Here is a 25,005-nt window from a genome sequence, read left to right as displayed (position 1 = left end):
GGCTGGCGACCGCCGACCGGGCTGCGGCGCCTCGGACCGCGTCCGAGCCGGGGCAGCCCGGGCACTCCCGGGCGGTTCAGCTGCGGAGGTCCTCGTAGAGGACGGTCGAGATGTACCGCTCGCCGAAGTCGCAGACGATCGCGACGATGGTCTTGCCGGCGTTCTCCGGACGCTGGGCGACCTCGAGAGCGGCCCACATGATGGAGCCGGAGGAGATGCCGCCGAGGATCCCCTCCTGCGCGGCGAGGTCACGGGCGACGCGGACGGAGTCGTCGAGGGTCACGTCGATGATCTCGTCATAGACCTCGCGGTCGAGGATCGCGGGCACGAAGTTGGCGCCGATGCCCTGGATCTTGTGCGGACCTGCCGTGCCCTGGGTGAGCAGCGGCGAGTCGATCGGCTCGACGCCGATGATCTGCACGCCGGGCTTGCGCTCCTTGAGCACCTGACCGACGCCGGTGATGGTGCCGCCGGTGCCGATCCCCGCGACGAAGACGTCGACCTCGCCGTCGGTGTCCTCCCAGACCTCCTGGGCGGTGGTGCGACGGTGCACCTCGGGGTTGGCGGCGTTCTCGAACTGGCGGGCGAGGATCGCACCGGGAGTCTCGTCGACGATCGAGCGCGCCCTGTCGACGGCTCCGCGCATCCCCTCGCCGCCCGGAGTCAGGACGATCTCGGCTCCGTAGGCGCGCAGGAGGACCCGACGCTCGACCGACATGGTCTCGGGCATCGTGAGGATCACCCTGTAGCCGCGCGCGGCCCCCACCATCGCGAGCGCGATTCCGGTGTTGCCGCTGGTTCCCTCGACGATCGTGCCGCCCGGGGGCAGCTCGCCCGAGGCCTCCGCGGCGTCGACGATCGCGACGCCGATGCGGTCCTTCACGCTGTTGGCCGGGTTGTAGAACTCGAGCTTGGCGAGGACAGTCGCCCGATCGGCTCCAGCCAGTCGGTTGATGCGGACGAGAGGAGTGTTGCCGACGAGCTGGGTCACGTCGTCGTGAATGCGTGCCATGGTGTGCGCTTTCTGCCGGGGCCGACCGCTCCGGGGCCCCGGAGCGGTGGAGGGAACGGTGCGGTGGAGCGGGTGCTGCAACGCCCCGTGCAGGAGGCGCACAGACCACGATACGGACGCATCGATCCGACGGCAGCCCGGCGCACGCGCCTCGGCGACGTATCGCCCGCCAGCTCGCATCTCCTCCCAGAGGAGGACGCCCTGCGGGCACGTGTGTCACGTACCATCAAGCCGGGGGATCGCGCGAATGCTCGCGGCGCTCTCGCCACCCTCCCTCAGCACCTCCGCGGCGGTCGCGCCGCGTCGAAAGGACGACCGCTCCATGGCACTCCCCACTGCATCCCGCCGCTCGGTCCGGCCGCTCGGGATGTCACTGCGGGCCGTCATGGGGTTCATCGGGATGAGTGCCGTGGCGGGCGTCCTGATCACGGTGGGGGTCACTCCGGCCCTCGCTCTCACGGGCTTGGCGACGAGCAACACGATCGGTATGTTCCAGAATCTGCCGGGCTACCTCGACGTGGGCCAGCTGATGCAGCGCACCAACATCTACGCGAGCAACGGCACCACGCTGCTCGCCTCCGTCTACGACCAGAACCGCGTCGAGGTCGGCTGGGACGACGTCGCGCAGTCCGCCAAGGACGCCGCGGTCGCCGGCGAAGACCCCCGCTTCTACGAGCACGGCGGCATCGACCTCCAGGGCACCCTCCGTGCGATCGCCGTCACACTGACGGGCGAAGACCTGCAGGGCGGCTCCTCCATCACGCAGCAGTACGTCAAGAACGTCCTCGTGCAGAAGGCCGAGTCGATCACCGACGAAGCCGAGCGCACCAAGGCCTACGACGAGGCGACCGCGCCGACCCCGGAGCGCAAGCTCAAGGAGATGCGCCTCGCGATCGGGCTCGAGAAGGAGGCGACGAAGGACGACATCCTCCTCGGCTACCTCAACATCGCGCTCTTCGGCGGCACCGTCTACGGCATCGAAGCCGCAGCGAACTACTACTACGGGATCCCCGCCAGCCAGCTCTCCACGTCACAGGCCGCCTCGCTCCTGGCGATCGTGAACAACCCGGCCAAGTTCCGCTTCGACAACCCGGGCGACCCCGACAACGGAGCCGCCAACGGCTACGCCGCCACCAAGGAGCGCCGCGACTACATCCTCTCCGAGGAGCTCAAGCACGGGCGCATCGACCAGGCCACTCACGACGCCGCGGTCGCCGAGCCGATCACCCCGACGATCACCGAGCCGTCGACCGGCTGCTCGACCGCCGGTGACGCCGCCTACTTCTGCGACTACGTGCTCAATGTGCTGCGCACCGACGATGCCTTCGGCGCGACCGACGACGAGCGCTTCCAGCGCATCCGCCAGGGCGGCTTCGACGTGGTCACCACCCTCGATCTCGACATCCAGCAGGTCTCGCAGGCCTCGTTGAACGCCTACATCCCCCCGGTCGACCCGCGCTTCGAGGTCGGTGCCACCGCCGCCTCCGTCGAGGCGAAGACCGGCCGGGTGCTCTCGATGGTGCAGAACACCAAGTACAGCCAGGACGAGCAGTTCCTCGCCGCGAACCCGGGGTACAGCGCGATCAACCTCAACGTCGACCTGAACATGGGCGGCGGCTCCGGAGTGCAGACCGGCTCGACCTACAAGGTGTTCACCCTGGCGCAGTGGCTGATGGCGGGTCACACCATCAACGAGTCGTTCCCGTCGCCGACGTCGGGGTTCGCGTCGTACCCGCAGAAATGCAGCGTCGCTGACGATGGCGTCTACCCCACCAGATTCGCCCCGCGGAACGATGTGGCCTCCGAGGACGCCGCCTCGATGAACGCCCTCCAGTCGACGACCAACTCGATCAACACCGGCTTCATGGGGATGGCGCAGAAGCTGGACGTCTGCGACATCCGCACGACGGCGGAGTCGTTCGGCATCCACCGGGCGGACGGGAAGGAGCTCGACAGCCGGCCGGCCGCGGTCCTCGGCACCAACGGCATCGCTCCCCTGACGATCGCCAACGCGTACGCCGGCATCGCGAACGATGGGACGACGTGCGCGCCCGTCGTCATCGACCGGATCACCGACAGCACCGGCGCGTCCGTCGCGGTTCCGCCGGCTTCGTGCCGTGCCTCGGTCACCCCCGAGGTGGCGCACGGGATGCAGTACGCGATGCAGCGCGTGATGACCTCGGGAACGGCAACCGCCTCCAATCCTCGCGACGGCATCGAGCACATCGGCAAGACCGGCACCACGGATGAGGCGGCCGACGTGTGGACAGCCGGCGCCAGCAAAGCGACCTCGTTGGCCGTCTGGGTGGGCAGCATCAACGGCTTCTCGGACAACTCGAAGCAGAACCTGCGCTTCACCACACTGACGGGCGAGCGCGGCTCGATCCGGGCGGCGGACGCCCGTCACGCGATCTGGAGGCCGATCATGACGGCACTCGACCAGAAGTACGGCGGCGACGACTTCATCGACCCGCCCGCCACGATGCTCGCCTCCTCGCCGCGCAGCGGGACCCTCGTCGAGGTCCCGGACGTCTCGGGCAGGACTGTCGCCGACGCGACGTCCGCTCTGACCGCGGCCGGCTTCTCGGTCGGCCTCACCGAGGCGGTCGGCTCGGCGTCGATCCCCGAGGGCTCGGTGGTCTCGACGACGCCCTCCGCCGAGAAGACGGCCCTCAAGGGCGCGATCATCCCCCTGCAGGTGAGCAACGGCACGGCGCCGATCAATCCGCACGACGTCTCGGACATCAACGGCGACCTGATCGAGGGCTGACGCCCGGACGCCGAGGCAGTCGGGATGCCGTCGCGGTTCACTCGTCGCGAACGGCTCCGGACGGCGAGGCGGCACGGCCGCGCCCCGAGGAATCGACGGCGCGGACCAGCGGGAGTGACCGTGGGCTGCGACACGGCGCGCGCGCCTCGGCACCGATGTCTCAGGCCTCGCCTAGGGTGCTGGTGCAGCGAGAGGATCCATCCTGAAGCGACCGAACGTCCCCGTCTTCCAGCCCCGTCGAACCGTCCACGGGGCTGTCGGCGCGCTGGTCGGATTCGTGATCGTCAGCGTCATCGCGGGTCTGCTCGCCTCCCTGGTCGTGGCGCCGGCGGCAGCCCTGACCGGAGCGGCGACGTCCGGCACGATCTCGGCGTTCCAGTCGCTGCCGAGCTACCTCGAGGTGGGGCAGCTGATGCAGAAGAGCGACGTCTATGCGGGTGACCCCGAGGATCCGACGCTGCTCGCCTCCTTCTACGACCAGAACAGGATCGAGGTGCCGGCCGATCGGATCGCCGACGCCGTGAAGGACGCGCTCGTCGCGAGCGAGGACCCGCGCTTCTACGACCACGGAGGCATCGACCTGCAGGGCACGCTGCGTGCGATCGCGAGCACCTACCTCCTCGACGGCGACACGCAGGGCGGATCCTCGATCACGCAGCAGTACGTGAAGAACGTGCTCGTGCAGAAGGCCGAGTCGATCACCGATCAGGCCGAGCGCGACCGGGCCTACGCGGAGGCGACGGCGACGACCGCCGAGCGCAAGCTCAAGGAGATGCGCCTCGCGATCGGGCTCGAGAAGGTGTCGACGAAGGACGACATCCTCCTCGGCTACCTCAACATCGCGCTCTTCGGCGGCACCGTCTACGGCATCGAAGCCGCAGCCGAGTACTACTACGGCATCCCGGCGGCCAACCTGTCGGTCGATCAGTCGGCCGCCCTCCTGGCGATCGTCAACAATCCCGAGAAGTTCCGCTTCGACCGGCCGGACGACGTCGAGAACGGCGAGGCCAACGGCTACGCGCAGACGCGGGAGCGGCGCGACTACATCCTCGACCGCATGCTCGAGGCCGGGACGCTCGACCAGGCGGCGCACGACTCAGCGACCGCCGAGGCGATCACGCCCGAGATCACTCCTCCCTCCACCGGCTGCCAGACTGCGGGGAGCGCCGCCTACTTCTGCGACTACGTGATGCACGAGCTCCGCGACGACCCCGCGCTCGGCGCAACCGACGATGAGCGCTACGCCGCCATCAAGCGGGGCGGGATCACGGTGTACACGACCATCGACCTCGATCTGCAGGAGACGGCGCAGGAGCTGATGGACCAGCAGGTGCCCTCCTCCGACCCGCGGTTCGATGTGGGAGCGACCGCGGTCGCTGTGCAGAACGGGACGGGGAAGATCCTGACGATGGTCCAGAACAAGACCTACAGCCAGGATCCTGACGTGATCGCGAGTGGACCGGAGTACTCGGCGATCAACCTCAACGTCGACGCCTCCGCCGGCGGGGGCAACGGGTTCCAGACCGGTTCGGCCTACAAGGTCTTCACGCTCGCCGAGTGGCTCGACCGCGGGCACACCCTGCTCGAGCAGTTCGATTCGAAGCCGAAGAACTGGACGGGCTTCGCCGACAGCTGCGAGGGCACCTGGAACTACGACTCCTACAACCCCAAGAACGCGGGCGACGGCGGGTACTCCGACACACAGACGGCGCTCTACTCCACCGTGTACTCGCTCAACACGGGCTTCACGGGGATGTCGCACCTGCTCGACCAGTGCGAGATCCGCAAGCAGGCCGAAGCGTTCGGCGTGCACCGGGCCGATGGGAAGGCGCTGGTGCAGTCGCCCGGCGCCGTGCTCGGGACCAACGAGATAGCCCCGCTGACGATGGCGTCGGCCTACGCCGGCATCGCCGACGACGGCACCACGTGCACACCCGTGGCGATCACCGCGATCGTCGGAGCGGACGGGCGCGAGATCGAGCCGGTCGCATCGACATGCACCAGGGCGGTGTCGACCAAGGTCGCCGCGGCCATGCAGTACGCGATGCTCAAAGTGACGGCCGAGGGCACGGGCACCGAGGACGACCCGAAGAACGGGATCCAGCACATCACCAAGACCGGTACGACCGACAACTCCGCCGACACGTGGGCGCTGGGGGCCTCGTCCGAGACCGCTCTCGCCGTGTGGGTAGGCAGCATCTCGGCGCGCGAGGACGGCTCGCGGATCAACCTCGACACGGTCGACTTCGACAGCGGCTGGGCACCCGGGGCGCGTCATCGCATCTGGAAGCCGCTGATGACGGCGATCGACTCCCGGTACGGCGGCTCGGACTTCCCGCCGGCGGATCCGTCGACGATCGCGGCACCGCAGGTCACGGTTCCCGATCTCGGCGGGCGCAGCGGCGATGCAGCGTCGCAGGCGCTGACCGCGGCAGGCCTCACTCCGGGACCGACCTCGCAAGTCGACTCGACGCAGCCCGTCGCCACCGTCGCGGGTACCTCTCCGGCCGCGGGGACGCAGGTCGACCGGGGGTCGGTGGTCGGCGTGCAGCTGAGCACCGGGACGGCCCCGCAGGCCCCCGCTCCGGCCGGCTGACGCCGACGACGGCGGGCGGTTCCTGACGACCGATCGGCCAGGGGCTGACCGGCGGGGAGAAGGCCGAACCCGACGATCCCGTCGACCGCGAGCAGGCGGCTGCGGATCATGGGCCGCTCGCCCGCGGGCGCCTCTGTGGTCGCTCCCGCATCAGTCGACCAGATCGACGGTGAGGTGCCTGTGCGTCCCGTCCTCGAACAGAGAGCGGTGGGTGGCGGCGGCGGCTCCGTCACGATGCACCGCGTCAGGTCAGCGGACCACCGAGGACACCGCGTCGGGACACATCCGTGCGAGTTGCACTGTCGGATATAGACGTGACAATCCGGCCTTCTCCGTCATACCGGAAAGCGATGACCATATTCACTAGATGGACTAGCCGTCAGACGTTCTAGGATAAAAGTTGCCCTGACCGACTCTTTGAGGGGTGAGAATCGCCCGCTTCTCTCGCAGAATCGGGGGCGCGTGAAGAGGATTTGACACGAGCGAGGGCTTCTCAGTACTCTCAGCAAAGAAGCAGAATAACTGCACTCGAGAGGGAACATGTGAACACATTCGACACGACTGGACTCCATCCGGAATCGGAGAGTCCTCTCGACCCTCTGACGGCACTCTCTCGAAGAGGACTTCTCGCCAGTGCCGCTGGAATGGCCGCCTTCCTGGCCCTTTCTCCGGCATTCTTCGACGCCGAGAGCGCGCACGCCGCGACCTATGTGCAGTACCGCCACCCCTTCACCAATCCCAACGTCGCCGACGGCTGGGGGGCCACGGCGGGACGTGCGCGTCCCCACCGCGGACTCGACTATCCGCAGGCCGGCGGGACTGCCATTCCGGCAGCCGCGGACGGCGTTGTCGTCGTCAACCTCCGTAACAGCGACCTCGGATACGTCGTCGTTCTGCGGCACGCCGACGGATACCACTCGGCGTACTGCCACATGAACGCGGCCTCGCCCCTCCCGATCGGTCGCTCGGTGGCTCGCGGAGAGCGGGTGGGATCGGTCGGCAACACAGGGAACGCATCACGGGGAAACCACCTGCATCTCACCATCTCGCTCTCGGAATCCGGGTACTCCTACGGCGTCACCGTCGATCCGTACCGTTTCATCAATGACCGACTCAAGCCCGCCCCCGCACCCGCGGAACCTACCATCCAGGAGGATGACATGCAGATGATAGTGGTTTATGCCGATGCCGCTACGGGATCCGAATACGGAAGCACCGGAGTGATCACTTCGCGCCGTGGATTCGTGCAGACCAGCAGCAAGCTCGGCTCACGCGAGGAGCTCGACGCGTGGACCTCTATCGCCAACGCGCTCGGATATCAGATCTCGGAGCGCCACGTCGACACGAACGGCTTCATCCTGGCAAGCCGCTTCTAACCATCCAGCGCTTCTCACGAGCGAATCGTGCCGAATCGACGCGGGAAGAGTTGTGAACGGGCGCCCGGGATCAGGGGAGCCCGGCGTCTTCCGTGAGGCGCCTCGCCCGCCCCGGAACCGCCACCAGGAGCACGGCCGCGACCACCACCACAACTCCCGCGACGGCCCCCGCGGTCAGGCGTTCCCCCAGCACCGCCACACCCAGGAGTGTCGCGATCGCCGGCTCGAGAAGGGTCAGCGTCGAGACGGTCGCCGCGGACAGCATCCGCAGGCCGCGCGCGAAGAAGGTGTAGGCGATGGCGACCGTGACGACTCCGAGCCACAGCACGGCCGGGACCGAGCCGGCGAGCACGGATGCGTCACCGAGCAGCAGGAACGGGAGAGCGAGCAGCGCGGCGGCTCCGAACTGGGCACCCATTGCTGCGACGGGGCTCAGCCCGCGCTGGAGCAGCAGCACCCCGCACACGGCGTAGACGGCGAAGGACGCACCCGCGCCCGCCGAGGCGGCGAGGCCGAGGGGCGAGGCTCCGGTGTCGGCGCCGCCTCCGCTGAGCAGCACCACGCCGCCCGCGGCGAGAGCCGTCGAAACGAACCAGCGCGGGCTGGGCGCGGCTCGCAGCACCAGCCACTCCAGCAGGCCCGTGAAGGCGGGGGCCGAGCCGAGGGCCACGATCGTGCCGACCGCGACCCCGTTCTGCGCGGTTCCGGTGAAGAAGGCGGGCTGGTAGGCGGCGACTCCGACAGCGCCGAACAGCACGAGCACCAGCACCGGCAGGGTCGGACGAACGGGCGCGCGCCGGCGCACCGCGCGCGCTCCGAGCAGCGCGGCCAGCAGCGCACCGCCGAGCACGATGCGCGCGGATCCGAGCAGAAGCGGATCCACACTCGCGGCGCCCAGGGACTGCGCCGTGCCGGTGGTGCCGAAGCAGAGGGCCGCGACCAGGATCGCGCCGACCGCCCCCGTCCGCGCCGCAGCCATTCCGCCCCGATCCCGGCGCCCGCCTGACCGCCGGCTCCCAGTGTCGCAGGCGTAGGCGCGTGCTCTTCCGCCTCCCGCACGAGGGGCCCAGGATGGAGGGACAGACCTAGCGGAGGAGCACGACGTGGGCATCGCGGAACCGTTCGATCTCGAGGACCACCGCCGCAGCGCGCACCGCGCCCTGGGCGAGTACTTCTCGGTGCGCGAGTTCGAGGAGGCGCCACTGGACCGCGAGGCCATCGTCGCCACCGCCTATCTCCGTGCTGTCGAACACGCGACGGTCGCGCGGATGCTCCCCCTCGGGCTGGCGCACCCGGACGAGCGCGTGCGCGGCCTGGCCGAGGTGTGGGCGGCCGAGCGGCAGGGCATCGCGGACGCTCTCGGCGAGGTGCTGGCGGCCTCGCCGCAGATCCGCGGCATCGACCACCGGCCGCCCGAGCCGGCCGTCGTCGCGCATCCGCTGCGCGACCGCGCGTGCCTCCTCCTCGCCGGACCCCTCGCACTCGCACTCGCGGTCGACGCGCGGGTGGCGGTACACGCCTACCGTCGGCTCGCCCGGGTCTCGCTGCACCCCGAGATGGAGCGCCTCGCCGAGACCATCACGGGGATCCTCGAGCGCCAGGCCGACTTCTTCACGGTGCAGGCCGCCGCACGCGTGGGCCGTCCCCTGCGTCGGCGCGTGGTCGCCGCCGGTCTGCTGGCGGTGCTGCGCCTCCCGATCGGCGAGGCCGAGCTGCCGGAGGAGCTGGCCCACGAGGGGCGCGAGCTGGTGTTCGGCCGCGACGACGGTGGACTCGACGGGATCGACGCGGGAATCGTCGCCACGTTCGCGCTGCCCTGCACCGCGGCCCGCCGGCTGGTGCACCCCTACCGGCCGACGTCGATCCGCGCCGCGCACCGACTCGGACGCCTGGCCGCCGACACCCGCGCGGCGGTCGAGACGCTGCTGGATCAGGTGCGCGAGGAGACACAGCGAGGAGCGACGGCTCCGTGGTGAGCACCATCAGCGTGCAGAAGGCGACCGCCTCGGAGAGCGCACCGATGTCGCCCATCGCCAGGGGGAACACCTGGAGAACCAGCGCCGGACAGGCGAGGACGTGGACCGGGCCCGACACGGCCGCCCGTCAGGCGCGGCACGGCGGGCCGCACGCGGCGCTCAGCCCAGCAGCTCGCGCACGTCCTCCGCGGTGATGCCGCCGGTGGCCGCCGCTCCGTCGTCCGACATGACCGCCGCGAAGAGAGCCGCCTTCGCCTCCTTCAGGGCCATGACCTTCTCTTCGATGGTGTCCTTCGCGACGAGACGGTAGACCATGACCGAGCGGGTCTGGCCGATGCGGTGGGCGCGATCGACGGCCTGCGACTCGGTCGCCGGATTCCACCACGGGTCGAGCAGGATGCAGTAGTCGGCCTCGGTGAGATTGAGGCCGAAGCCGCCCGCCTTGAGCGAGATCAGGAAGACGCCGGCATCGCCCGAGCGGAACCGGTCGATGACCTCGTCGCGCTTCTTCGTCGCTCCGTCGAGATACGCGTACTCGATCCCGGCCGCATCGAGGCGGGAGCGCACCCGCCCCAGGAACCGCGTGAACTGGCTGAACACCAGGACGCGGTGGCCCTCGCTGAGAGCGTCACCGAGGAGCTCGTCGAGCAGGTCGAGCTTCGTCGACGGGACCTTCTCGTGCGCCTCATCGACCAGCGCGGCATCGAGCGCGACCTGGCGCAGCACGGTCAGCGCGCGGAAGATCGCGAAGCGGTTCTTCTCGAAGTCGCCGATCAGACCCAGCACCCGCTGCCGCTCCCGCGCCAGATAGGTGTCGTAGACCTTGCGCTGCCGGGGGCCCAGCTCCACCTCGAGGGTCTGCTCCTGCTTGGGCGGCAGCTCCTTGGCCACCAGCTCCTTGGTGCGCCGCAGCATCAACGGTCGGATGCGGCGCCGCAGCTGCGAGAGCTTCTCGGTGTCGGCCTCGCGCTCGATCGGCTTCTGATAGAACTCGACGAAGCCGGCGGGCGAGGGGAAGAGTCCGGGAGCGACGATCGAGAGGAGTGACCACAGCTCCATCACGTTGTTCTCCATCGGCGTTCCCGTGATGGCGAGCTTGAACGGCACGTCGAGGCGGCGCGCGAGCTGGTGGGTGGCCGACTGGCGGTTCTTCACGAACTGCGCCTCGTCGAGGAGGAGTCCCGACCACTGGATGCCCGCGTACGACTCGTAGTCGAGGCGGAACAGGGCGTAGGAGGTGACGACCAGCTCGGCCTCGCCGATGACGCCGGTGAGCGCCCGGCGCTTCTTCTTGGAGGTCTCGTCGATCCCGACGACCCGGAGGCCCGGGGCGAAGCGCTCGGCCTCGCCGACCCAGTTGGGCACGACGCTGGTCGGCGCGACCACGAGGAACGGGCGCGGCGAGGTACCCGCCTCCTCCGCCGCGGCACGCTGCTGCTGCATCACGCGCGCGACGAGCGCGAGCGACTGCACGGTCTTGCCCAGACCCATGTCGTCGGCGAGCACGCCGCCGAGCTGGTTGTCGTAGAGGAACGAGAGCCAGTCATAGCCGAGCTGCTGGTAGGGCCGCAGCTCGACCGCGAAGCCCTCGGGCAGGGTCCGCGACTCCAGAGCGCCCGTGGCCGTGAATCCGGAGAGGCCCTCGACGGAGCGGCGCCAGGCCGCTGCCTGCGCCTCGACCACGCCCAACTCGACCAGCTCGTCCCAGAGGGACGACTGGAAGCGGCTGATCCGCAGCGTCTCGCTCGGGTCGTCCGAGAGCTCGCGCGCCTCGGCGATCAGCTCGCGGAGGCGGCCGAAGCGCTCGTCGTCGAGCGCGAAGTAGACGCCGCTGGGCAGCACCATGTACTCGTCGCCGCGAGCCAGCGCGAGGAAGATCTCGGCGAGCGGCACCGCCTCCTCGTTGACCGTGACGGAGATCTCGAGGTTGAACCAGTCGCGGCTGTCGGGCTGGGCGACGGTCTGCACGGCGACGATCGGCGCGGTCTCGGCCTCGCGGTACTCGACGCGCTCGCCGATCTCCTCGATCTCGACGGTGCCGAGTTCGCGGAGGCGCTCGGCCTCGCCGGTGAGGAAGCCGACCGTCTGCATGCCGCGCAGGTCGAACGTCGGCCGCAGTCGCCGGCTCGACGGCGAGACGAGGGCGGGAGCCGACTCGGGGTCGAGGCCGGCTCCGACGAGGGAGTCGAGGATCCGCTGCTCGGCGTCGAGGTCGCGGTAGCCCGCATCCTCGCCGGGTCGCAACGGGAGGCGCTGGGCATCCGTGCCGCGCGCGCCCTCGACTCCGTAGCGCCACCACCACGAGCCGCGCAGGCCGGCGCCCTCGGTGTGCTCGAGGGTCAGGCCGAGCCGAGGCTCGGGAACGGCCGGTGCTTCGAAGGAGCCGTCGCGCGAGACGATGTCGAACAGGCGGTGCAGGCGCTGGTAGTGCTCGGTGAGGAACGCCGACTCCTCCTGGGCGGGGATGCGGATGGCCTCGCGGCTCCAGAGGAAGGTGCGCGCCGAGGACAGCAGTGGGGCGGCGAACGGGATGAGGGTGACGGGTCGGGCGCGGAACTCGTCGCCGCCCTCCCAGGTGTAGAGGCCTACGGCCGGATCGCCGATGAAGCCGAACTCCTCGGGTGCCGGATGATCACCGATCGCGACCAGCGACCGCAGCTCGAGGCCCGCGGCCGTTCGCGTGACGTCGATGGAGGCGGTGGCCGTGGTGTCGAGGATCTTCAGCGGCGACTGCTCGCGGTCGCCCATCACGAGGCCGATGCCCGCGCGGACCGCGCCGTGCAGCGCCGCCCAGATCGCCTCGCTCCGGCACTGGTCGAGGTAGAGCCAGGTGTCGGGCGAGTAATAGCTCGACGCGCTGTGACCCGAGAGGATGCCCTGCATCTCGCGGATCACGTCGATCTGACGCTCGTCGTAGTCGTGGCTGTAGTGCAGGTAGCCCAGGTCGCGCCAGCTGGCGCCGGTGCGCACCCAGCGGTCGCGGTCGCCCATCCGCACCGGTCGGACCCCCAGGCGCGGGCGCGGCTCGGGCGGCGGACGGTAGGAGTTATAGCGGCCGGGGGCGCGGCGGACCGGCTCGCCGGGGAGCAGCTCGAACTGCAGGCCGAGCGGGATCCCCGCGTGCGAGCGCTCGGCGCCCGCCAGCAGCGGAGCGAGGGCACTGCGCCACTCCGGAACCGCGTCGACGGCGGACTCGCCGGGGAAGGGACCGGCCAGCGTGCCCTCGCGCTCGCGGCGCAGGGCCTCGACGAGCACGGCCGCCACGTGCTTGCACTCGTGCTTGACGGGACAGCTGCAGGCTCCGCCGAGCAGGCTCCAGTGCTCGCCCTCGTCGCGCAGCTGCACGCTCACCGCGTAGGGCGAGCGACCGGATCCGCGGACCTGGCCGAAGAGACGGGTGCGGCCGCCGAACCACTGCAGCTCGCGCACCCGACCCTCGTCGGCGTAGGCGGTGCCCTTCTCGAAGGCGGCGGCGCCGACCAGCGCCCGGATGTCCTGCTCGGAGAAGGGCTCGTGGCCGATGGCCGCCGGCCCGGGTGCAGCCGACGGCAGCACCTCACCGGGTGGACTCTGGCGGGCCATGGACCTCACGCTCTCCGCACTCCGAAGGAGCGCATCCGTCTATTCAACCCGATCGCCGGGGCACTGCGAGCCGCACGGCCGGATCCGTGGAGGACTCCCGGCCCTGTCTACGATGGAGGGATGCCCCGCCTGTCCGTCGTCTCGGCGCACACCTCGCCCCTCGAGCAGCCCTCGACCGGCGAGGCGGGCGGGATGAACGTGTACCTCGCGGCAGTGCTGCCCGAGCTGGCGGCGCTCGGCTGGGAGATCGAGGTGCTGACGCGCGGCGAGGGCGAGCGGAGGCTCGCGCCGGGCGTGCGGGTGGTCGGCGTGCCCGTGGACGCGGGCGACAAGTACGCGCTCGCCTCGGCCGCTCCCCTGTTCGCGCGGGCGGCCGCCGGAGCCGACGTGGTGCACTCGCACTACTGGGTGTCGGGGCTCGCCGGGATGCTCACCGGCCTGCCGCACGTGCACTCGATGCACTCGAGCTCGCTCGCCAAGAACGCCCGACTCGCTCCGGGCGACTCCCCCGAGCCCGCCGAGCGGATCGATGCGGAGCGCGCGGTGCTCGCCGCGGCCGACGCGATCGTGGTGGCGGGCGCCTCCGAGCGCGAGGACGTGGTCGGCGGCTACGGTGCGGATCCGACGCGCGTGGCGGTCGTGCCGCCGGGCGTCGAGGCGCGCTTCCGACCGTCTGGCGAGCGCTCGGGCGTCGTGCTCATCGGCCGAGTACAACCGCTCAAGGGCCAGCTGCTCGCGGTGCGGGCGCTGGCCGCGATGCCGGAGGAAGCCCGGCCGGTGCTGCGACTGGTGGGCGGGGCGGCGCCCGGCCGGGAGGCGTACCTCGACGAGGTGCGGGGAGCCGCGGCCGCGCTCGGCGACCGGGTCCTGATCGACGGGCCGGCCGACCGCGACCTCGTGGCGCAGCGCCTCCGGAGCGCCAGGCTGGCGCTGGTGCCGTCGGCCGCCGAGACGTTCGGGCTGATCGCGCTGGAGGCCGCGGCCAGTGGCACGCCCGTGCTCGCGCGGCGGACGACCGGGCTGAGAGACGCGGTGCGCGACGGCATGAGCGGGATGCTGATCGACTCCGACTCGCCGGTGGCGTGGGCCGACGCGATGCTCGGTCTGCTGGGGGCACCCGGGGAGCTGGCCCGGCTCGGCCGCGGCGGCGTGGAGTGGGCGGCGTCCCACTCCTGGCCCGCCGCCGCCGCCCTCCTCGACGGCCTCTACCGGCGGCTGCTGGCGCGCTGAGGGAGCCCCGGCGGGAAGGGATGGGGTGCGTCAGTCCGCGATGGCCGGGGTGCCGGGGTCGAGGCGGGCGCCGCGAGTGGAGCGGTACCAGGGGGCGAGGCTGTCGGGCGAGACGGCGACCATGGCGGCTCCCGTGAATCCGGCGTCGTTGCCGAAGCGGGCGGGGACGATCTCGGTGCCGATGTCGAGGAAGCCGGCGAACTCGTCGAACACGTGCGCGGCCGCGCCTCCGATCACGAAGAGCTGCGGGGACAGCAGCATCTCGAGGTGCCGGTAATAGACGCTCAACCGCCCCGCCCACTCCTCGAGAGAGATACCCTCGCGGCGCACCGCGGAGAAGCCGACGCGCGGCTCGAAGTCGGGCCCGTCGATGTGGACGTGGCCCAGCTCGGAATTGGGGATGACGACGCCCTCGTGCACGAGCGCCGTCCCGATGCCGGTGCCCAGGGTGGTCAGCAGGAGCAGGCCCTCGCGCTCGCGCATCGCGCCGAACTCTCGCTCGGCGACCCCGGCCGCGTCGGCGTCGTTGACGACCACGACGTCGACGCCGGTCGCGTCCGAGAGCAGCGCCTGGGCGTCGAGGCCGACCCAGCGCGGCGACACGTGCGTGGTCTGGCGCACGACGCCTCCGCGGACGATCCCCGGGAAGCCGACGCCGACCGGGGTGCCGGCGATCGGCGAGACGTCGCGGACGATGCCCGCGATCGCGGCGGCGAAGTCCTCGGGCTCCTTGCCGAGCGGGTTCGCGACCGCGAAACGGCGGGCGGCGCGCTCACCGGTCGTGACGTCGACGAGCGAGGCCTTGATCGAGGTTCCGCCGATGTCAACGCCGACCGCGAAGCGCGGGAGGAGGCCGTCGTGGGGCTGGGTCACGGATGCTCCGTCTGCAGTGGTGGCGAGTCGGCGACTCGGGCTCGCGGGAACGCGGGAACGCGGTCGGCTCGTCGGATCCCGAGGATCCCGACGAGCCGAGAGCGATTCTACGAGCCGGAGGTGCGGGTGGGCTCCGAGGCGGCGGACAGCGGGCTCAGAACGTAGTCGATCACCGGCTCGTACAGGTGCACGGCGAGGCCGTCGTCGATCGGGACGACGACCTCGATCGAGCCCTGCGATTCTGCGACGAAGACGGCCGGATCGTTGCAGTCGGCGATCGCGAGGACCGGGAGGCCGCGACGGCCGGCCGCTCCCGCCCAGCCGTGGTCGGCGATCACGAGGTCGGGGCGGACGCCGAGCTCGTCGAGCCCGTCGAGAAGCGCCTCCATCGGCTCGGACGAGTGGGTGTGCAGGAGGCTCCCGCCGCGGTAGACGCAGGCCACGCCTCCGGTGGACCACAGGGCCTGATGCTCGTCGGCGAGCGGCACGCGGATGCCGTCGGGCGAGGCGAACGGGAGCGCGTTGAGGTCGAGCACGCGGGCCCCCGCCTCCGTCGCCGCCGCGGCGAATCGGCGGTAGACGTCCATCAGGGTCGCGGGGTGGGCGGTCGCGAACAGCAGGAGCGCACCGTCATGCACGGCTGAGGCGAGGCGATCGCGGTAGCGGGCGAGCCGCTCGACGGTCAGGCGCGCGTCGATGCGGTCCTGGCCGCTCTCGAACGAGGCGTCGGTGCTGATCCCGACGCGCTCCCCCATCAGGGCGAGCAGGCTCTCGAGCGTCCAGTGCTCGGCCACGTCCACCCCGTAGAGGTGCGCGGGCTCGCGGGCGGCCAGGCGGCGCAGGTTGCCGAGGTTGCTCGCGCGGTCGGTGAGGACCGCACCGGTGAGCAGGGTCGAGTCGAGCACGGCCTGGAGCTCGGAGTCGGACAGCGACATGCGGGACCTTTCGCGGGGGAGGCTCCCAGGGTATCGAGCAGCGACGACCCTTGACACGCGACAGTCGCCGATATATCGTTAATACATCGCCGACAGGTCGTCAGCACTGGCTCGCGGCCGGCGACCGGATCCGATCGAAGGGATCCTCGACGACACCTCCACGAACACCCCGACCGACAGAGAGCAGCACCCCATGAACCCCAAGACCTTTTTCTCCGACGACCGCCGCGACTCCTGCGACGGCGCGCACACCTCCCGGCACGAGCACCCCGGCCACGGCCAGCGACGCGGACCCGGCGGCCACGGCCGCGGGTTCGGTCCCGGCTTCGGCTTCGGGCCCGGCTTCGGGCCCGGCTTCGGCCCCGGCTTCGGCGGCCCCTTCGGCCGCGGCGGCGGACGCGCACGACGCGGCGATGTCCGCGCGGCGCTCCTCTCGCTCCTCGCCGAGACCTCCTCCAACGGCTACGGCCTGATCAAGGCCATCGCCGAGAAGACGAACGGGTCGTGGCGCCCCAGCCCCGGCTCCGTCTACCCCACCCTCCAGCAGCTCGTCGACGAGGGCCTCATCACGGCCGTCGGCGAGGGCCGCGGCACCGAGTACCAGCTCACCGACGAGGGCGGCACGTACGTGCGCGAGCACTCCGACGAGCTGACCGCAGCGTGGGAGGCGACTCCTGGCGCCAGCGACGCCGACCGCGCGTTCGTCGAGAACGTCGGCACGCTGATGGGAGTCGTGCAGCAGTTCCGCGGGGCGACGGATGCGCAGCGTGCGGCCGCCTCCGCGAAGCTCGACGAGACGCGGCGCGCGCTGTACCTCATCCTCGCCGACTAGCACCCGCCCGCGACGCGCGGGGACGGACGGGCTCCACCGGGGAGCCCGTCCGTCCCGTCGTCTCCGGAGACGTGTGGGCCAGCCCGCGACACGGTGCGCATTCGACCGGGGACGCCCCGGCCATCGGCGCCGCAAGGCGGCGCCCCCTCAGTCGGCGGCGGCGAGCCGGCGCAGCCCCTCATCGAGCGTCACGCCCGGTGCCCAGTGCAGCTCGGCGCGGGTGCGGCGCTGATCGAACCAGTGCGCGGTCGAGAGCTGCTCGGCGAGGAAACGCGTCATCGGAGGCTCATCGGCCCCCGGCCGCACGGCCCAGACCCGCTCGACCAGCGAGCCGGCGGCTCGGGCGACGGAGGCGGGCACCGACCAGCGCGGCGGCTCGACTCCCGAGGCGCGGCAGATGCCGGCGAGCAGCTCGGCGACGGGACGCGGCTCGCCGTTGGTGACGACGTAGGAGCGGCCATGCACCGCCTCCGCCCGCCCGAGAGCCGCGACGATCGCCGAGGCGGCGTTGTCGATGTAGGTGGAGTCGATCAGAGCCTGCCCGTGCCCGAGCAGCGGGAGCCGCCCGGCACGGGCTCGCTCGACGATCCGCGCGACGAGCTGCGTGTCTCCCGGGCCCCAGACGAGGTGCGGCCTGACCGCGACGACAGCGAACCCCGGCGCGTCGGCCGCGAGGGCCAGCAGTTCGGCCCGCGCCTTGGTGCGCGCGTAGTCGCCGCGGGCGCGGACGGGGTCGGCGGGCTCGGCGTCGTCGCCCATGATCGACGACCCGGCGTGCGCGACCGAGGGGGACGAGATCTGCACGAAGCGGCGCACGCCGGCGCGGGAGGCGGCAGCGAGGAGCCGGCGCGTGCCGTCGACGTTGACCCGGTCGAAGTCGCCCGGATCGCCCGCGAGTGAGACCTTCGCGGCGAGATGCACGACCGCCGCGGAGTCGGCGACCGCCTCCTCCACCGCGCGCGGGTCGGTCAGCGAGCCGCGCGCCTCCTCGACGCCGGCCACCCCGGACGGACGGCGCTGGAAGGTGCGGACCTCGTGACCCTGCGCGACCAGTCCGGCCGCGACGGCCCCGCCGAGCAGCCCGCTCGCCCCGGTGACCAGGACCTTCACGGCGCCACCATGCGCCCGCCGGCGAGCACACCCTCGGCCCAGCGCGAGAGCGCGGCCCGGTCGATCTTGGAGTTGTGCCGGATGTCGGTCGGCAGCGTCGGCACGATCAGCACAGCGGCGACGGAGGCGCCGACGGCGGCCCGCACCTCCTCGGCGAGCTGCGGCCCGGCCAGAGCCACCCGGCGCACGCCCGAGCGCAGCTCGACCACGGCGACCAGCTGCGAGACTCCGCGGGGACCGGCTCCGACCACGGCGGCGCGCGCGACGGAGGCGACGCCGGCCTCGATCCGCTGCTCAGGACCGACCGGCGTGACCACGCCCTCGGGAGTGACGATCACGTGCGGGAGGCGCCCCTCGACCCAGAGCCGGCCAGCGGAGTCGACGCGCCCGACATCGCCAGTGCGGTGCCAGCGCTCGCCCGCGACCGCCCCGGTGCGCGCCGCGCGATCGGTCAGCCAGAGCCGCTCGTAGTGGTCCTCGACGTGCCCGGCCGAGACGACGATCTCACCCGTGACGTCCTCGACATCGAGAGGCTCGTCGTCCGCGTGCCCGTCGTCGTCGAGCGGCGCGATGCGCAGGCGCACCCCCGCGGCTGGCGCTCCGACGCAGACGCCGCCGCGCGGGTCCGGATCGGACGCGGCGTCGAGGATCCCCTCGAGCGACGCGTCGGTCAGCAGCAGCGCCTCGGTCATGCCGTAGGGAGTGTGCGCGGAGGCGTTCGGCATCAGCGACTGTGCCTCGCCGAGCAGCCCGGCCGAGACGGGGGCGCCCGCCGAGAGGAAGGTGCGGACTCCGGCGAGGGCGCGGTGGTCGTCGGCGCTCAGCGCGCCGGCCGTCGCGACCACGTTGGTCAGGGCGGCGGGCGAGAGGAAGAGCACGGTCGCCTCGACCCGAGCGGCCGCCGCCGCGACAGCCGCGGCGGTGAGGGTGCGCGGCGCGGTCACCTCCATCTCGGGAGTCGCGGATCGGGTGCCCAGCGCAGGCCCGAGCAGCGCGAACGGCGCGAAGCCTGCGACGAGCCCGGTCCCCGGACCGACGCCGTACTGGCGGGCGAGCGCGTCACGGACTCCGGCGAGCTGCCGGTGCGTGTAGACCACGCCCTTCGCCGGGCCTGTGGATCCAGAGGTGAACAGGATCGCGGCTTCGGAGTCGGGCGCAGGCGGATCGCCGAGCGCCTCCGGGTCGGTGGCGAGCTCGGCGCGGCCGAGCTCCATCAGCTGGGCGAGCGAGGCGTCGACGCCGAGGGCCGAGACAGCACTGCGGGGCAGGGTCTGCGTCGAGATGCGTCCGCCGGGCCAGCGCAGGGCGCGGGCGACGCTCAGGCCCGGCAGCGCGCCGACCACGAGGTCCGGCCAGGCGCCGCGGACCGCACGGGTGAGTCCGCGCAGGCCGAGGCCCGCGTCGGCGACGACGACGACCGCTCCGATGCGCAGGCACGCGTAGAGCAGCGCGGTGAGGTCGGCGCCGGGAGGCACCAGCAGCGAGACCCGATCGCCGGGCCCGATGCCCGAGGCGCGGAGGCCGGCGGCCAGCTCGCGGACCCGCCGCGAGAGCAGGCGCCACGAGACGGAGCGCGGCCCGCCGCCTCCGGGAGGCGCCATCTCGACCAGGGCGAGGGAGTCGTCCTCGGCGTGGCGATCGAGGTGCGCCCACAGCGGCTCGACGGGTGCGGAGGGGCGGCGGACGTCCGGAGCGGGATCACCGGCGAAGGGCTCGCCGTCGGCCGAGAGGTCACCCAGCCAGGTGAGCACCGCTGCGGAGTAGTCGACGTCCTCGGCGAGCAGATGGCCCGCTCCCTCGAAGCGGTGCACCTGCGCGTGCGGGAGGCGGTCGACCAGATCGTCGAGGTAGCGGTCGGAGAAGATCGGGTCGAGTGGACCCCAGAGCATCAGTGCGGGAGTGGCCAGGGCGCGCACGCCCTCGGCGATCCGGTGGAGCTCGTCCTCGCTCGGGTGCGCGGAGTCGACCGGGATGTCGGCGACGAAGCCGCCCACTCCCCCGCGACGCGCGGACGACAGGTAGGGGGCCCGGTACCCCTCCTTCACCGCGGAGGGGAGCGCCGGACGGCCCAGCGCGAGCGTCGCCTCGAGGAAGGCGGGGGTGCTGACGGTGGAGGCGCCCAGCACGCCCGAGGCGAGCGCGAGCCGCAGCGGCGCCGGGATCGGCGCGTCGGCACGCTGGTGCACCGCGGTGTTGAGGAGCATCGTGCCGCGCAGCTGCTCGGGGTGGTCGACCGCCCAGCCCAGCGAGACGACTCCGCCCCAGTCGTGGCCGAGGGTGACGACATCGGTCAGTCCGAGCACGTCGGTGAGATTCGACAGCTCGCGGACGCGGTCGGCGAGCGGATGCAGCGCGCCGGTGCGCTCCGAGAAGCCCATCTCGAGCTGGTCCACCGCGACCACGCGCCAGGCGGGGCCGCCGAGGCGGGCCGCCTCCAGCGTGGCGGCCGCGAGGCGGCGCCAGAGGTAGGACCAGGTGGGGTTGCCGTGCACGCACAGGATCGTGCCGACCGGCTCGACGGCCAGCGCCTCGCCCGTGTCGAGGAGGTGCCAGCGGCGCGGCACGCCCTCGGCGTCGGGAGCGTCGACGAGGCGCGACCAGGCGGGATCGATCCCGTCGAGCCCGGCCGGGGGAAGCCGGGCCGCGGCGGTGGCGCTGAGCGCCCCGCGGATCCGCACCGCCGGGTGGGGGCCGAACTCTTCGGTCACCAGGCGATCTCGAGCATCGCGGTGTTGATGCCCGAGCCCACTCCGATGAGCAGCACGCGGTTGCCGGGCTGCAGGGTCTCGGCCTCCTGGGCCAGGGTGATCGGGATCGATGCCGGGCCGACGTTGCCGAGCGTCGGGTAGGTCGTGGGGACACGGCTGCGATCGAGGCCGACCGCCTTCACCAGGGCGTTGGTGTGCACATCCGACACCTGGTGCGTGATGTAGCGGTCCATGCCGCCCCAGTTCCAGTCGCGGGTGGCCTCCTTCCAGGCGGAGAGCACGAGGTCCATCCCGCCCTTGAGCAGGGCCTTGGCGTCGGTGAACATGCCGTCGACGCTGCCCACGCAGAGCTCGTTGAACTGCGTGGCCGCGCGGGTGATGCCCCCGAGGATCCGGTGGCCCCTGGGGTGCTCGTCGGCGGGGCCGAGGATCGCGGCGGCCGCCCCCGAGCCGAGGGTGAGGCTCGCGAACTCACTCATGAAGTCCTTGCGGTTCACGCCCTCGCGGCTGAGGCGATCGATGGTGTTGACCTGGATCTCGTCGGCGTCCTCGCCGTCGATGATCATGGCGTAGCGGATCTGACCAGAGTCGATGAGCTGCGCGGCGAGGGTCATGCCGTTCACGAACCCGAGGCAGGCGTTGGCGATGTCGAAGTTGATGGCCGACGAGGGCAGTCCCAGACCGTGGTGCAGGCGCACGGCGACCGACGGCTCGAGATGCTTGCGCGTGACCGAGGTGTTGATGATGAGCCCGATCTGATCGGGGCGGATGCCCGCCTCATCCAGAGCCCGCTTGCCCGCGTCGATCGCTGCCGCGTCGAAACCCTGCTCGGCGCTCCAGTTGCGGCGCTCGTGCACCCCGGCGACGCGCTGGAGCAGGCCCGTGGGGAGTCGGAGGCGTTTCAGCGCCGGAGCCAGGCGCGCATCGATCTCGGCCGAGGTGGTCACTCGCGGAGCCATCGTGGTCGCGACGGACAGCAATGCGACGTTGCGGTGCGTGGTCGTTGCGTTTCCGTCCAACGGAACTCCCTGTCGAGTTGTCGATCCTGGCATGTGCCTCCGCGATTTTACGCTGTCGTTCGGTCAGCGCTTCCTGAACGGGCACTGGATACCGCCGGAAAGCGGCCTCGGGGCACGCGCGTCGCCTTCCGGCCTGCACTGGCGGGGATCGGGGGCGGTCAGTCATATCGGGAGCGTGCTGTCAACCCACCGTCCGCCGAGAGGCTGGGGCACCAGGGCGGAGGGCCGACGGCGCCGAACCACGGGAGCTAGGTCCCCATCGCCCAGGGTTCGCGGTCGCCGCGGAGCCGTGCGGCGAGCGCCATCGCCTGCTCGTCCGTCAGCGTCGCGACGTAGTCGACCACTCCGCGGCCCCGCCCGAGCCGCTGGAGCACGGCGGGGTCGGACGTCGGACGGCCGCGCTCGTCGGTCGGCAGCCAGTCGGGGTGGTCGGCGCGCAGACGGAAGTAGCCGTCGGCCGCGAGTTCGATCAGGTCGAGCAGCTTCTGCGGTGCACGCGAGCCGTCGCGCGGATCAGCGAGCCAGGCGTCGAGGTGGGTCACCAGCGTCTCGAGCACCTGGGACTGCCCGCGCTGGTAGGTGGCGAAGTCGGGGCGGTCGATCACGAAACGCGTGTGCACGAACTTCAGCACCGCCACGTCGTGCCAGGCGTCTGGGAGGAGCGAGAGATGACCCGAGCGGACGTTCGGCTCGGCCAGCACCACGACCGAGCGCTGGAGCCGGCCGATCCAGGAGGAGACGAACGCCTCGATCGCGCGCTCCGTGCGGGTCGAGCCGTCGAACGGCACGGCCAGCAGACCCTCGACCAGCTCGGTCGAGACCCGCTCGACGGAGGCGCGGAAGTGCTCATCGCTCGCGATCCACGGGTCGCGCGCAACGAGCCTGCGCCGCAGCATCTCGAGCGAGTGCCCCGGCGCCCTGGCCCAGAGTTCCGCGGCGTCGAGAGCGGCGAGTGCGTTCTGCTCACGGAGGAACGCGCGGAACTCGACCGCCACCGCCGCCTGCTGCAGGACTCCCGCGCGGTAGAAGTCGTCGAGGTCGTGCAGCGAGTAGGCGATGTCGTCGGCGACGTCCATCACCGAGCACTCGAGGGTCTGCTGCCAGGGGGCGATCGCGGCGAAGCCGGAGCGCGCGTCGAGCAGGTCGTCGAGGTCGAGTGTGTAGGCCGAGAACTTCGGCGGTGCGGTCTCCCACTGGCTGGCGGTGGAGCCGCGCGGCAGCTCGGTGGGGTCGGCCGAGTCGATGCCGGGTCGGCAGACGGTCCGCCCCCAGGGGTACTTGAGCACGGCGGCGCGGGAGGCGGCGGTGAGGTTGAGCCCCACCTCGACCGTCTCGCAGACGTCGAGCTCCGAGAGGATCCGGAACGACTGCGCGTTCCCCTCGAAGCCCTCGGCGAGCCCGAGACGCTCGCGGGCGAGGCGGTCGAGCGCCTGCTCGCCGAGATGCCCGAACGGAGGATGACCCAGGTCGTGCGCGCTCGCGGCCGCCTGCACCACCACGGGGTCGCAGCCGCCGAGCCGCTCGACGAGTTCGCGCTGGGCCCGGTCGGTGGTGGTGAGCTGCATGGCGATCGCGCGGGCCACGGCTGTCACCTTGATCGAGTGCGTGAGCCGGTTGTGCACAACCTGGCCGACGCCGGAGGGCGAGATGACCTGCGTGACGGCGGAGAGACGGGCGAAGTAGGGCGAGAACCGGATCCGCTCGAGGTCGACCCGGTACTCGGGGAACTCCTCGCCGGTGGCGAAGCGGTCGAGCGGCTCGGGGATGCGCCGGTCGCGTCGATGATCGTGGGCCGGCAGCGCTCGGGGGGATGCCGCTGTGCCCGGGAGTTCCGCCTCGCTCATGGCCCCACCCTAATCAGGCGGTCGGCCCGCCCCGGACATCCCTGAGGCCGCGATCGCGGACGTCGGCCGGCTCCTCGCGAGGGCCGACGGCGATCAGCACCGCCGCAGCGACCACTGCCCCGAGAACGTAGACCGCGATGTCGAGCCACGAGAAGGTGGTGCCGACGATCAACCGCAGCGGTGCCCACAGCTCGACCAGGCGCGACGCGACTCCGATCGCCTGGAGCTGCTCCATCGCGATGGACCAGGCCAGCGCGATCCCCGCCGCGGTCACCGCGGGCACGCGGGGCAGCAGGACGGCGGTGAGCAGCGCGACGAGCACCACGTAGAGCACTCCTCCGGCGACATCGGCGAGCAGCCCGGTCAGCAGGAAGCGCAGGGCCAGGCCCAAACCCAGGGTGGTGAGGGCGGCGAGAGCGAAGCGGAGGCGGGCCCTCATCGCGTGCGCTCGTCGAGGGCGCGCTGGAGCCGGTCCAGGGCGAGGAGGAAGGTCCGGTCGTCGGCGACCCGCCAGCCGAGCGGCGCCGGAGAGGCGACGACGAGGGGGACGAGCACGGTGTGGGGGCGTCGGCGGGCGGCGATCGCCTCCGCCGACGCGCGGAGGACCCCGGGGCCGGCCGGGGAACGCGGTGCGAGCACGGCCAGCACGACGGCGCGGACGCGGCGGGAGCCCGCGGGTGAGGTGCCCACTCCGACCGACGCGATCCGCTCCCACTCGGCGATGCGGAGCGCGTCGGCCCGCTCGGCCGCCAGCTCGACTCCGTCGCGGCCGATCGCGAGCACGGCCGCCACCTCGCCCGCGGCAGTGGCGGCGGGAGCCGCGATCCGCCGCAATGCACGGTCGAGCTCGCGGGTGCGCAGCACGGCGAAGCCGTCGGTCACCTCGGCGAGCGCGGCGAGCCGGCGCTGCCGCTGGGGCGCGGCCTGCTGCACCCGGGGGCGGAGGGAGGCGGGGAGGGTCCTGGCGTGCAGCGGTGCGGTGAGGAGCGCGGTGGGCTCGAACCGCGAGCGAGGCGGCAGCGGGACGGACGGCGCGGCGTGGGCCGAGGGGGCGCCCCAGGGCGGCGTCGGTGCGGGGTCCATCCGGCTCCTCCTGTTCCTCGCGCGGCGAGGCCGGCCGCCCTGCGATTCTCGTCCCTGCT

The 25,005-nt window shown here is 71.9% G+C and carries 17 protein-coding genes; 6 read left to right on the top strand and 11 right to left on the bottom strand.

Annotation, left to right across the window (positions count from 1 at the left end):
- Positions 1-76: 76 nt before the first annotated feature.
- Positions 77-1,012, bottom strand: a complete 936-nt coding sequence (gene cysK / locus GSU10_RS02715) for a cysteine synthase A (RefSeq protein ID WP_068212078.1) — start codon at positions 1,010-1,012, stop codon at positions 77-79.
- Positions 1,013-1,334: 322 nt separating this feature from the next.
- Between cysK and GSU10_RS02710 the strand changes: the two genes are divergently transcribed.
- The 3 genes from GSU10_RS02710 to GSU10_RS02700 all read left to right on the top strand — a co-directional run bounded on the left by GSU10_RS02710 (position 1,335) and on the right by GSU10_RS02700 (position 7,754).
- The gene (locus GSU10_RS02710; protein ID WP_158286093.1) at positions 1,335-3,782 is read left to right on the top strand and encodes a penicillin-binding protein; all 2,448 of its coding nucleotides are present in this window, start codon (positions 1,335-1,337) and stop codon (positions 3,780-3,782) included.
- Between the two features lie 277 nt (positions 3,783-4,059).
- Positions 4,060-6,378, top strand: coding sequence for a penicillin-binding protein (locus tag GSU10_RS02705; RefSeq protein ID WP_132504788.1), 2,319 nt, complete (start codon positions 4,060-4,062; stop codon positions 6,376-6,378).
- A 644-nt stretch (positions 6,379-7,022) separates the two neighbouring features.
- Positions 7,023-7,754: a M23 family metallopeptidase gene (locus GSU10_RS02700; RefSeq protein ID WP_068212071.1), complete on the top strand. Its 732-nt coding sequence runs from the start codon at positions 7,023-7,025 to the stop codon at positions 7,752-7,754.
- 70 nt (positions 7,755-7,824) lie between these two features.
- Here GSU10_RS02700 and GSU10_RS02695 read toward each other — a convergent pair whose 3' ends face one another.
- Entirely contained in the window at positions 7,825-8,733 is a 909-nt protein-coding gene (locus tag GSU10_RS02695; RefSeq protein ID WP_068212069.1) for an EamA family transporter, read from the bottom strand.
- 124 nt (positions 8,734-8,857) lie between these two features.
- On the opposite strand from GSU10_RS02695, the gene GSU10_RS02690 reads away from it, so the two are divergent.
- Entirely contained in the window at positions 8,858-9,730 is an 873-nt protein-coding gene (locus tag GSU10_RS02690) for a hypothetical protein (RefSeq protein WP_132504790.1), read from the top strand.
- A 159-nt stretch (positions 9,731-9,889) separates the two neighbouring features.
- Here GSU10_RS02690 and GSU10_RS02685 read toward each other — a convergent pair whose 3' ends face one another.
- Positions 9,890-13,312, bottom strand: coding sequence for a DEAD/DEAH box helicase (locus GSU10_RS02685; protein ID WP_132504792.1), 3,423 nt, complete (start codon positions 13,310-13,312; stop codon positions 9,890-9,892).
- 120 nt (positions 13,313-13,432) lie between these two features.
- Between GSU10_RS02685 and GSU10_RS02680 the strand changes: the two genes are divergently transcribed.
- Positions 13,433-14,542, top strand: coding sequence for a glycosyltransferase (locus tag GSU10_RS02680; RefSeq protein WP_158286094.1), 1,110 nt, complete (start codon positions 13,433-13,435; stop codon positions 14,540-14,542).
- Positions 14,543-14,572: 30 nt separating this feature from the next.
- Here GSU10_RS02680 and GSU10_RS02675 read toward each other — a convergent pair whose 3' ends face one another.
- Together GSU10_RS02675 and GSU10_RS02670 are read right to left on the bottom strand one after the other, a co-directional pair.
- A complete protein-coding gene (locus tag GSU10_RS02675; RefSeq protein ID WP_132504794.1) occupies positions 14,573-15,415 on the bottom strand; it encodes an ROK family protein in 843 nt (280 codons plus the stop codon).
- A 107-nt stretch (positions 15,416-15,522) separates the two neighbouring features.
- On the bottom strand, positions 15,523-16,350 hold the full coding sequence (locus tag GSU10_RS02670) for a phosphatase (protein ID WP_068213217.1): 828 nt from the start codon (positions 16,348-16,350) through the stop codon (positions 15,523-15,525).
- Positions 16,351-16,543: 193 nt separating this feature from the next.
- Here GSU10_RS02670 and GSU10_RS02665 point away from each other — a divergent pair, with 193 nt between their 5' ends.
- The gene (locus GSU10_RS02665; protein WP_068213221.1) at positions 16,544-17,182 is read left to right on the top strand and encodes a PadR family transcriptional regulator; all 639 of its coding nucleotides are present in this window, start codon (positions 16,544-16,546) and stop codon (positions 17,180-17,182) included.
- A gap of 147 nt (positions 17,183-17,329) precedes the next feature.
- Here GSU10_RS02665 and GSU10_RS02660 read toward each other — a convergent pair whose 3' ends face one another.
- The 6 genes from GSU10_RS02660 to GSU10_RS02635 form a co-directional block, all read right to left on the bottom strand.
- A complete protein-coding gene (locus tag GSU10_RS02660) occupies positions 17,330-18,292 on the bottom strand; it encodes an NAD-dependent epimerase/dehydratase family protein (RefSeq protein WP_132504796.1) in 963 nt (320 codons plus the stop codon).
- Positions 18,289-21,000, bottom strand: a complete 2,712-nt coding sequence (locus GSU10_RS02655; RefSeq protein WP_241972902.1) for an alpha/beta fold hydrolase — start codon at positions 20,998-21,000, stop codon at positions 18,289-18,291. Before GSU10_RS02655 ends, GSU10_RS02660 begins: the two co-directional genes overlap by 4 nt.
- On the bottom strand, positions 20,997-22,019 hold the full coding sequence (locus GSU10_RS02650; RefSeq protein WP_422395424.1) for a 3-oxoacyl-ACP synthase III: 1,023 nt from the start codon (positions 22,017-22,019) through the stop codon (positions 20,997-20,999). The genes GSU10_RS02655 and GSU10_RS02650 overlap by 4 nt, the downstream gene beginning before the upstream one ends.
- A 248-nt stretch (positions 22,020-22,267) precedes the next feature.
- Entirely contained in the window at positions 22,268-23,863 is a 1,596-nt protein-coding gene (locus GSU10_RS02645; protein WP_082845304.1) for a deoxyguanosinetriphosphate triphosphohydrolase family protein, read from the bottom strand.
- 13 nt (positions 23,864-23,876) lie between these two features.
- Entirely contained in the window at positions 23,877-24,302 is a 426-nt protein-coding gene (locus GSU10_RS02640) for a DUF2809 domain-containing protein (RefSeq protein WP_068213368.1), read from the bottom strand.
- Positions 24,299-24,946, bottom strand: a complete 648-nt coding sequence (locus GSU10_RS02635) for a hypothetical protein (protein ID WP_132504800.1) — start codon at positions 24,944-24,946, stop codon at positions 24,299-24,301. Before GSU10_RS02635 ends, GSU10_RS02640 begins: the two co-directional genes overlap by 4 nt.
- Positions 24,947-25,005: the final 59 nt, after the last annotated feature.

It is taken from the genome of Rathayibacter tanaceti, assembly GCF_009834165.1.
GTDB classification, from domain to species: domain Bacteria; phylum Actinomycetota; class Actinomycetes; order Actinomycetales; family Microbacteriaceae; genus Rathayibacter; species Rathayibacter tanaceti.
The sequence above is the reverse complement of the archived record's forward strand: the minus strand, read 5'-3'. Positions and strand labels throughout refer to the sequence as shown.

Excerpts from the sequence above, each read along its gene's own strand:
- cysK (WP_068212078.1), bottom strand. The coding sequence starts at position 1,012 with ATGGCACGCATTCACGACGACGTGACCCAGCTCGTCGGCAACACTCCT.
- GSU10_RS02710 (WP_158286093.1), top strand. The coding sequence starts at position 1,335 with ATGGCACTCCCCACTGCATCCCGCCGCTCGGTCCGGCCGCTCGGGATG.
- GSU10_RS02700 (WP_068212071.1), top strand. The coding sequence starts at position 7,023 with ATGGCCGCCTTCCTGGCCCTTTCTCCGGCATTCTTCGACGCCGAGAGC.
- GSU10_RS02695 (WP_068212069.1), bottom strand. The coding sequence starts at position 8,733 with ATGGCTGCGGCGCGGACGGGGGCGGTCGGCGCGATCCTGGTCGCGGCC.
- GSU10_RS02685 (WP_132504792.1), bottom strand. The coding sequence starts at position 13,312 with ATGGCCCGCCAGAGTCCACCCGGTGAGGTGCTGCCGTCGGCTGCACCC.
- GSU10_RS02680 (WP_158286094.1), top strand. The coding sequence starts at position 13,433 with ATGCCCCGCCTGTCCGTCGTCTCGGCGCACACCTCGCCCCTCGAGCAG.
- GSU10_RS02670 (WP_068213217.1), bottom strand. The coding sequence starts at position 16,350 with ATGTCGCTGTCCGACTCCGAGCTCCAGGCCGTGCTCGACTCGACCCTG.
- GSU10_RS02665 (WP_068213221.1), top strand. The coding sequence starts at position 16,544 with ATGAACCCCAAGACCTTTTTCTCCGACGACCGCCGCGACTCCTGCGAC.
- GSU10_RS02645 (WP_082845304.1), bottom strand. The coding sequence starts at position 23,863 with ATGAGCGAGGCGGAACTCCCGGGCACAGCGGCATCCCCCCGAGCGCTG.
- GSU10_RS02640 (WP_068213368.1), bottom strand. The coding sequence starts at position 24,302 with ATGAGGGCCCGCCTCCGCTTCGCTCTCGCCGCCCTCACCACCCTGGGT.
- GSU10_RS02635 (WP_132504800.1), bottom strand. The coding sequence starts at position 24,946 with ATGGACCCCGCACCGACGCCGCCCTGGGGCGCCCCCTCGGCCCACGCC.